Origin of the sequence: Noviherbaspirillum sp., assembly GCF_035254685.1 — a bacterium.
Classification (GTDB): Bacteria; Pseudomonadota; Gammaproteobacteria; order Burkholderiales; family Burkholderiaceae_D; genus Noviherbaspirillum.
On the sequence record NZ_DATFAI010000046.1, the window covers coordinates 1 to 3866 of the forward strand.

Here is a 3866-nt window from a genome sequence, read left to right on the forward strand (position 1 = left end):
TGATGGGCCACGACCAGGACTGCATGCGTTGGATCCGCAAGTTCCGCGAAGTACCTGCAGGCGCAGACGGCGCTGAGGCGGCAGGCCGGCGCACGGCGCGCCGCCGTCGTGTCGAGGCCTGATCGCTTCAACACCCAACACTCAACAATCAACAACTTTCAAAATCACACAGGAGAGTATGGTGAGCCAGGACGCACTCGTTGTTTTTACCCCATCCGGAAGGCGCGGCCGATTTCCGATCGGCACGTCCGTATTGCAGGCCGCACGCACACTCGGTGTTGATATCGACTCCGTTTGCGGTGGACGCGCCACATGTGGCCGCTGTCAGGTCGTGCTTAGCGAAGGCGAGTTCCCCAAGCACGGCATCTGTTCATGCGCGGAGAATCTCAGTGAACGCGGCGAGAACGAGTATGCATGGGAGAAAATCAACGGTGCGATGATTGACGGCCGGCGCCTGAGCTGCTCGACGACGGTGCTCGGTGATGTCGTGATCGATGTGCCTGCAGACAGCCAGGTGCATCGCCAGGTCGTGCGTAAGAGTGCAGAAGCACTCGACATTGAAGTCGAACCGCCGGTTACACTGCACTACGTCGAAGTTCAGCAGCCGGACATGCACCTGCCATCTTCTGACCTGCGCCGTCTCAAGGAGGCGCTGGAATTCGACTGGCGGCTGACCGATCTTCAGGTTGACATGCGGGTGGTACAAGAGCTGCAGGGCGTTCTGCGCCAGGGCAACTGGAAGGTCACCGTGGCGGTGCTCGACGGCGAACGCATCATCGCGGTGTGGCCCGGCATGCGTGAAAAAGTCTACGGTATGGCAGTAGACGTTGGTTCGACAACCATCGCTGCGCATCTGTGTGATCTGAAGACCGGCGAGGTCCTTGCGTCGGCAGGCAGAATGAATCCGCAAATCCGCTTCGGCGAGGATCTGATGAGCCGAGTCTCCTATGTCATGATGAAGCCAGGCGGCGACCGCGAGATGACGCGCGAGGTACACCTCTCGCTGAACGATATTGCTACCCAGCTTGCAGCGGCGGCAGGCATTGACGTTGCCGAGATTATCGATGCTACTTTCGTCGGCAACCCGATCATGCATCATCTCTTGTTTGGTATCAATCCGATTGAGCTAGGCGGTGCGCCGTTCGCGCTGGCAACCGACGAGGCGATTGCTGGGCTGCCGGCTACCGAAATGGACCTCCACATCCATCCCGGTGCCCGCGTCTATGGGCTGCCGTGCATTGCCGGACACGTGGGCGCAGATACCGCTGCCGTAATCTTGTCCGAAATGCCCTATGCCACCGATGTGATGACGCTAATCATCGACATCGGCACCAACGCTGAAATTGTGATTGGAACCCGCGAGCGCTTGCTCGCAGCGTCCTGTCCGACCGGCCCGGCCTTTGAGGGCGCGCAGATCAGTTGCGGACAACGCGCGGCGCCGGGAGCCATTGAAAGAGTGCGAATCAATCCCGACACACTGGAGCCGCGATTCAGAGTCATTGGCTGTGAGTTGTGGTCGGACGAGCCGGGCTTCGCCGAGGCGATCGCGGAGATTGGCATCACCGGAATTTGCGGCTCCGGGATCGTCGAGGTCATCGCTGAGATGTATCTGGCCCGAATTATCGATCAGGACGGCGTAGTTGACGGCACATTGGCCACGCGTACCCCGCGGGTGAAGGCCAGTGGACGCACCTTTGTTTATACCCTGTTTGAAAACGAGGAGCGCACGCTGCAGATCACCCAGAACGATGTGCGTGCAATCCAGCTTGCCAAGGCCGCACTGTCGGCCAGCATCCGTTTGCTGATGGATAAGCTGCACATCGATACCATCGACCGGGTCAGGCTCGCCGGTGCATTCGGCAGCCACATCGATGTCAAATACGCCATGATTCTCGGCTTGATTCCTGACTGTACGCTCGAACATGTCGCCGCGGTCGGCAACGCAGCCGGCACCGGTGCACGTATTGCGCTGCTAAACCGGCGTCGACGCGAGGAAATCGAGGTGGTCGTTCGTCGCGTCGACAAGATTGAAACAGCAGTGGAACCATGCTTCCAGCAGTATTTCATTGAGGCGATGGCCATTCCGCACAAGCACCATTCTTATCCCAAGCTGCGCTCGGTTGTTACGCTCCCGGAACCCCGGGTGAGCGAGAGCGCGGTATCCACCGGTCGCTCGCGGCGTGGACGCCGTGACCGGCCGGCCATCGAGGAAGCGCAGGCATGACCGACGCTGCGGTACTTGCGGATGTGCAGAGCTCCGAAGACAAGCGTCGACTTGTGATCGACAAGGTCGGCATCAAGGCGATCCGTCATCCGGCGCGCGTGCGCGATAAAAGCGGCGGCGTGCAGCATACAGTTGCGGAATTCAGCATGTATGTCGGCCTGCCACATCATTTCAAGGGCACGCATATGTCGCGCTTCGTTGAGATCCTGAACAGCAAGGAGCGGGACATCTCGGTGGAATCGATCGGACCGATGCTGTCGGAAATGATCGAGCGCCTGCATGCCGAGGCTGGCACTATCGAGATGCGCTTCCCGTATTTCATCAACAAGACGGCGCCGGTCTCCGGCGTGCGCAGTCTGATGGACTACGAGGTCACCTTTATCGCAGAGCTGCATGAAGGAGGCGAATATGTATTCACGATGAAGGTCGTGGTGCCCGTGACAAGCTTGTGTCCCTGCTCCAAGGAGATTTCCATCCACGGCGCGCATAACCAACGCTCACACATCACCGTCACTGCACAGACGCGGGGTCTACTATGGATCGAGGAACTCGTACAGCTCATCGAGAGCCAGGGCTCGAGTGAGCTCTATGGATTGCTCAAGCGTACTGACGAGAAGTTTGTCACCGAGCGCGCATACGAGAATCCGAAATTCGTCGAAGACCTGGTGCGCGATGTCGCCGGTCTTCTCAATGCAGAGGGCCGCATCGAGCGCTACATCGTAGAATCGGAAAATTTTGAATCTATCCACAACCACTCGGCTTATGCGCTGATCGAGCGCGACAAACGCATCACCCGCTGACTGTATCTTTGCCTCCTATATTTTGCGACTCGACAGGACGGCCATAAGCGCAGCGCACAAGCTGGTCGGTCACCCAGCTATAGATGTAGGGTGGGTTGTGCATTATGGCAGTGACATCAAGAATGCCCACGCTAGATTGTCGGCAGACCAGGCACCGGCGGCTTTCATTTTGCTCTACCCACCCTGCAAAATCATCGGGACGCTCTAATTGCACAACCACGTCCCGAGTCTTCAATCGTCAGGCTGGCCATACATTCCGTGCCGTCTGTGTTTTCGAACCAATTAGAACAAACGCCGGCAGGAGACAGAACGGATTGCTGAGCTATTCGGCGAGGTAATTCAGGTCAGATGCGTTCGAGACCATAGCCGGAGCTTTCATCTTCAGTTCGCCGGTTTGCTGGCGATACTGCAGTTCTCGGGGGCAGGAGTTATGCCTCGGTCCCATGGTAGTACTTTCGCCCGCACGACGATGTGCTGCATCTTCCATTCGATGCCTCCCTCAGTCCTCAGTATGTTCTTGTCGAAGCTGCACTTCAGCTCATCCAGGAGCAGGAACCGGGTAGGCGCGACCTGTCTGATTGCGACGAATGCAGGTCGAAACACGACGGCCCGGATCAAGGTCATCAATCGCGAGTATCACGGACACTTCGGTGTGGCGTAATTGGGCATGCACGGGTCGTCGAGAGGCGTGTTGCATTCTGCGGGTAGGCCTAACCTTCACATACCACGGAGCCGCAGGATCGGCATCCGCAACGCACCTAGAAGGAGAACATGACCATGACGGACCCGATTGACAACGACGACGATTTGGACCTGACGACGCTGCCTGACGACGAACTCGT

At 58.2% G+C, this 3866-nt stretch carries 2 protein-coding genes; both read left to right on the forward strand.

Annotated elements, in window-relative coordinates; translation table 11 throughout:
• Positions 1–178: 178 nt before the first annotated feature.
• Positions 179–2224 carry an ASKHA domain-containing protein gene (locus tag VJ698_RS21945; RefSeq protein WP_324104949.1) on the forward strand — a complete coding sequence of 682 codons (2046 nt, stop codon included), beginning with the start codon at positions 179–181 and terminating at the stop codon, positions 2222–2224.
• The gene (gene folE2 / locus VJ698_RS21950; protein ID WP_324104950.1) at positions 2221–3024 is read left to right on the forward strand and encodes a GTP cyclohydrolase FolE2; all 804 of its coding nucleotides are present in this window, start codon (positions 2221–2223) and stop codon (positions 3022–3024) included. The genes VJ698_RS21945 and folE2 overlap by 4 nt, the downstream gene beginning before the upstream one ends.
• Positions 3025–3866: the final 842 nt, after the last annotated feature.